General features: G+C 46.7%; 4 protein-coding genes and 1 pseudogene. 3 read left to right on the top strand and 2 right to left on the bottom strand.

What is annotated here, in order from left to right; genetic code table 11:
- Positions 1–353, bottom strand: a 353-nt coding sequence (locus B0H50_RS12755; RefSeq protein WP_146193777.1) for a DUF4372 domain-containing protein, incomplete at its 3' end; no start/stop codon positions are given.
- A gap of 126 nt (positions 354–479) precedes the next feature.
- Here B0H50_RS12755 and tet(O) point away from each other — a divergent pair.
- The 3 genes from tet(O) (at position 480) to B0H50_RS13935 (ending at position 4943) form a co-directional block, all read left to right on the top strand.
- Positions 480–2399: a tetracycline resistance ribosomal protection protein Tet(O) gene (tet(O), locus tag B0H50_RS12750; RefSeq protein ID WP_109587903.1), complete on the top strand. Its 1920-nt coding sequence runs from the start codon at positions 480–482 to the stop codon at positions 2397–2399.
- A 50-nt stretch (positions 2400–2449) separates the two neighbouring features.
- Positions 2450–3670: a tetracycline efflux MFS transporter Tet(40) gene (tet(40), locus tag B0H50_RS12745; protein WP_109587902.1), complete on the top strand. Its 1221-nt coding sequence runs from the start codon at positions 2450–2452 to the stop codon at positions 3668–3670.
- Positions 3671–4328: 658 nt separating this feature from the next.
- The gene (locus B0H50_RS13935; RefSeq protein WP_408609882.1) at positions 4329–4943 is read left to right on the top strand and encodes a hypothetical protein; all 615 of its coding nucleotides are present in this window, start codon (positions 4329–4331) and stop codon (positions 4941–4943) included.
- A 50-nt stretch (positions 4944–4993) separates the two neighbouring features.
- Here the strand turns inward: B0H50_RS13935 and B0H50_RS13755 are convergent.
- Positions 4994–5251: pseudogene (locus tag B0H50_RS13755) on the bottom strand (IS4 family transposase); the annotation flags it as partial.

Genomic DNA, 5251 nt, shown 5'->3' with positions numbered 1-5251 from the left:
CTGTCCGGTAAAAAACGGCCGAACTTTTCGTAGAGCGACTTGTAGACGGCCTCGAAGAACTTGCAGGGGCGTCTGTTGTTCGCGTCGGAAAAAGTGCTCATCTTCAGCGGTCCCGTGAACCCGGCGTGCCACAGGTGCCTCGCTTCCGTGTTCACTCCCGTAAGGATTTCGCGCAGGGACCTGTAATTTTTGAATACAGCGAACAACAGCACGAGCAGGTGCTGGAACCCGTCGAACTTCTTGACATAGCGTTCCCCGCCAACGCTGCGGGATTGCCCCAGAATTTCGCCTTTAGAGAGGTATTTTGTGATTTGTGCGTATATCGGCTGTCCGGTAAAATTTCTACATTCCATAGTGCTTTTGAATTTGTTTTATGTGCAAAAGAAACTATAGTCAAAAGTGGCGGCTCCCGGAAACGGAAGTCGCCTTTTTTTGTTAGATTTTAGGTTGAATTAAAAAGTTTTACCGGACACTAATACATGAAAATAATTAACTTAGGCATTCTGGCTCACGTTGACGCAGGAAAGACAACATTAACGGAAAGTTTATTGTATACCAGTGGTGCAATTGCAGAACTAGGGAGCGTAGATGAAGGCACAACAAGGACAGATACAATGAATTTGGAGCGTCAAAGGGGAATCACTATCCAGACAGCAGTGACATCTTTTCAGTGGGAGGATTTAAAAGTCAACATTATAGATACGCCAGGCCATATGGATTTTTTGGCGGAAGTATACCGTTCTTTATCCGTATTAGACGGAGCAGTATTATTAGTTTCTGCAAAGGATGGCATACAGGCACAGACCCGTATACTGTTTCATGCACTACAGATAATGAAGATTCCGACAATTTTTTTCATCAATAAAATTGACCAAGAGGGGATTGATTTGCCAATGGTATATCGGGAAATGAAAGCAAAGCTTTCTTCGGAAATTATAGTGAAGCAAAAGGTTGGGCAGCATCCCCATATAAATGTAACGGACAATGACGATATGGAACAGTGGGATGCGGTAATTATGGGAAACGATGAACTATTAGAGAAATATATGTCAGGGAAACCGTTTAAAATGTCAGAACTGGAACAGGAAGAAAACAGGAGATTCCAAAACGGAACGTTATTTCCCGTTTATCACGGAAGCGCTAAAAACAATCTGGGGATTCGGCAGCTTATAGAAGTAATTGCCAGTAAATTTTATTCATCAACGCCTGAAGGTCAATCTGAACTATGCGGGCAGGTTTTTAAGATTGAATATTCAGAAAAAAGGAGGCGTTTGGCTTATGTGCGTCTGTACAGCGGCGCATTGCATTCGAGGGACGTTGTCAGAATATCAGAAAAAGAGAAAATAAAAATTACAGAGATGAGTATTCCTACAAACGGTGAATTGTGTTTAGCAGATACGGCTTACTCTGGTGAAATTGTAATTTTACCAAATGATGTTTTGCAGCTAAACAGTATTTTGGGGAACGAAATACTGTTGCCGCAGCGGGAATCTATTGAAAATCCGCTCCCTATACTCCAAACAACAATTGAAGTAAAGAAATCCGAACAGCGGGAAGTGTTACTTGAGGCGCTTACAGAAATCTCAGATGGCGACCCTCTTTTAAAGTATTACGTGGATACTACAACGCATGAAATTATACTTTCCTTTTTGGGGAAGGTACAGATGGAAGTTATTTGTGCCATTCTTGAGGAAAAGTATCATGTAGAGGCAGAAATAAAAGAACCTACTGTTATATACATGGAAAGACCGTTAGGAAAAGCAGAATATACCATCCATATTGAAGTGCCGCCGAATCCTTTCTGGGCTACTATTGGATTATCAGTAGAACCGCTCCCTCTTGGGAGCGGGGTGCAGTATGAAAGCCGGGTTTCACTTGGGTATTTAAACCAATCATTCCAAAATGCAGTTATGGAAGGAGTTCGTTATGGTTGTGAGCAAGGGATGTATGGATGGGAAGTGACAGACTGTAAAATCTGTTTTGAATATGGTGAGTATTATAGTCCCGTAAGCACCCCGGCAGATTTTCGGCTGCTTTCTCCTATTGTATTGGAGCAGGCTTTAAGAAGAGCGGGGACAGAATTATTAGAACCATATCTCTATTTTGAAATTTATGCACCGCAAGAATATCTCTCACGGGCGTATCATGATGCTCCAAGGTATTGTGCAGATATTGTAAGTACTCAGATAAAGAATGACGAGGTCATTCTGAAAGGAGAAATCCCTGCTAGATGTATTCAAGAATACAGGAACGATTTAACTTATTTCACAAATGGGCAGGGAGTCTGCTTGACAGAGTTAAAAGGATACCAGCCAGCTATTGGTAAATTTATTTGCCAACCCCGCCGCCCGAATAGCCGTATAGATAAGGTTCGGCATATGTTCCACAAGTTAGCTTAACAGCTTGCAAAAGTCATATAAAATGAGATTTGAAAGGAGAATGTAACTTCATGTTTGCTAAAAATTCAAAGGCATATTCTGTCTACCTGCTGATCCGATTTGTCTTTTCCCTGGCGGTTTCTATGTCCACAGTGCTTTCCATCGTGTACCACCTGGAGGTGGTGCAGCTGGATGCTTTCCAGCTTGTCCTGGTAGGGACGGTTCTGGAGACCTCCTGCTTTCTGTTCGAGATACCCACCGGTGTGGTGGCGGATTTGTATAGCCGTCGGCGCTCGGTGCTGATTGGAATGTTCCTCTACGGCCTGGGCTTTCTGATGGAGGGTGCGCTACCGTGGTTCGCGCCGGTTCTGCTGGCCCAGGTTGTCTGGGGTTGCGGTGATACCTTCATCACCGGCGCTCTGGAGGCGTGGATTGCCTCGGAGGAAGAGGACAAACCCATAGACAAGGTGTTCCTGCGGGGCAGTCAAATGGGGCAAATCGGCGGCGTTCTGGGCGTGGTGCTGGGCACACTGCTGGGAAACATAAACCTGCAAATGCCTGTCATCTTGGGGGGCAGTTTGTGCTTGTTGTTGGGGCTGGTGTTGGTTCGCATCATGCCAGAAACCAACTTCTCCCCTGCTATTGAGGAACGGCAGGGCTTGCTTAAAGACTTTGTCTGCCTGTTCAAGCTCAACCTGGGCTTTGTGAAAGGCGCACCTGTGTTGCTGGCGCTCTTAGCAATCACACTATGCGGGGGACTTGCCAGTGAAGGCTTTGACCGGCTCTCCACCGCTCATTTTCTGGATGACACGGTAATACCCGTTATCGGGCCGCTGAACAGCGTCACTTGGTTCGGTGTTATCAGTCTTATCGGCAGCGGCTTAGGTATTCTGGCTTCTCAGTTGCTCATCGCCCGCATGGAGAAAAAAGGGACTGTCAGCCGAACCAGTGTGGTCATGTCCACCAGCGCCGGGTATATCCTGTTCCTGGTTCTCTTCGCGGTGGGGCGGAGCTTTTGGTTCATGTTGTTGGTGTTCCTGCTGGCGGGGCTTATGCGCACCATCAAGGAGCCTGTGCTGGCCGCCTGGATGAACGACCATGTGGATGAGAAAATGCGCGCCACAGTCTTTTCCACCAGCGGACAGCTGGACTCTTTCGGGCAGATCATCGGCGGGCCTATTGTGGGGCTGGTAGCCCAGCAGGTGTCCATACCCTGGGGGCTGGTCTGTACCGCTTTCCTGCTGTTGCCCGCGCTGTTCTTAGTGCCGGTGGCGGGAAAGAAGCGGGATTGATATGGCATAGTTAAGTTTACTGACGAGCGGGAGATTACTTCCGCTCGTCTTCATTTAGTAGCGCAAAATTTGAGGACTCTTTATTTCCTTATTCGGTATAGCGGAGGCGGCTGTCAATTCGACATAATTTTCTTGTGATACTTTACCGTACATGAGCATTTGTTTCGTATTTGAAAGAACAAACTCACCAAATAAAAAAAACGATATTCGGGTGGGTTATTTTGTTATACCCTAAATTACCCTCTGAGTAAGCACGACCTTAAAGACTTAAAGGAACGGTGCAACGAGCAGAGCTGGGAACAGGGCTTGCATGTGCCGGAGAAAGGAAAGACATTTGCTGGAGAAGTCCGGGAAGAAACGGTGGCATGGAGCAAAGACACCTACCAGCTTTTGAAACAGGCAGAGCAGGGAAAGGTCAAAAGCTATGTGCAGGATATTGCCCTTGCGGTGCTGGATTGTAAGGAAACAGCGACCAGCCGGGAAACCTTTATCCGGCTGATGAATGAAAGAGGGTACGGGGTGGACTGGCAGGACAGCCACAAGTACATCACATATACCGACTTAGCCAGGGAACAGGCAGGAGAAAAGGCTTGTAAAATCAGGGATAACAAGCTGGAAAAATACTACAATATGGATTTTGGAAAGGAGAGTATGGAGCATGAGTTTGAGAGAAATGCACGAACAGCAGAAGCAGAGCAGTCCAAGAGAGCAGCTTCAAGAGTTAAACCGACAGAGCCGGACAGAGCTGGAAAACAGTCTGCTCAAAGAAGCGTTGGCGATGTCGAGCGAGAACTGCGAGGAATTGATGAAGCAGTCAAATCAAGAACAAGTGAGGGCAGAGCAGAACAGGCAGAGAGACGCAGAGCAGAACAGGAAGCTCATCAGCGAGCTGAAGCAGAGCGTAGAGCTGCTGAAGAACAGCAACGAATTGCTTCAAGACGCTATATCGGGCGAGATTGGGAGCCTGAAAGATGAGGTTAAGGAAAACACCGTCCAAGAGGTTAGAAAGGCGTTACAGGCGAATATAGAGGCTATACAGAGGGCTACAAAGCTTCTTGAGAAGCAGTCTGATACACTTACGAGCGTGATGAAGCAGAAGATCCGGGAGCTTGAGGAAAGTAAGAACAGTTTTTTTAGATATGAGGGCTTGAAGTTGTACCTGTTTTGGGGCGGTATGGTCTGCAATATTTTAGTGTTTCTTATGCTGTTGTATGGTATGATTAGTAAGTTATTGCTGTCCGGTAAAAGTTCCAACATAAACACAATATGCTGAATACGCGCCGATTTCGACAGAAAGCGGTGCCTTTGCGTTTTGCGGGCCCCCTAGACAAGATTTAGCTGGAGCTGGCCGGGTGGTGAACGGCCCCCGACAAAAGAGCTTGCAGCTACTCGTTCAGGATTTTCGAGGAACGGAACAAGGTCGTAGTAGTATCCAAGCGAGTGACGGAGTAGCGAGACTAGATTCGAAAAGCTCCACATGCGATTTACTTGCGCCTTGACCAGTTTTACCAACAAGTTTGCAATCATCACGACCCAGATTTGCGTCTCGATCGCGTTGGCGCTTTCGCCGTAAAAGAAGTG

The sequence above is a fragment of the Hallerella porci genome (assembly GCF_003148885.1).
GTDB classification, from domain to species: Bacteria; Fibrobacterota; Fibrobacteria; order Fibrobacterales; family Fibrobacteraceae; genus Hallerella; species Hallerella porci.
The sequence above is the reverse complement of the archived record's forward strand: the minus strand, read 5'-3'. Positions and strand labels throughout refer to the sequence as shown.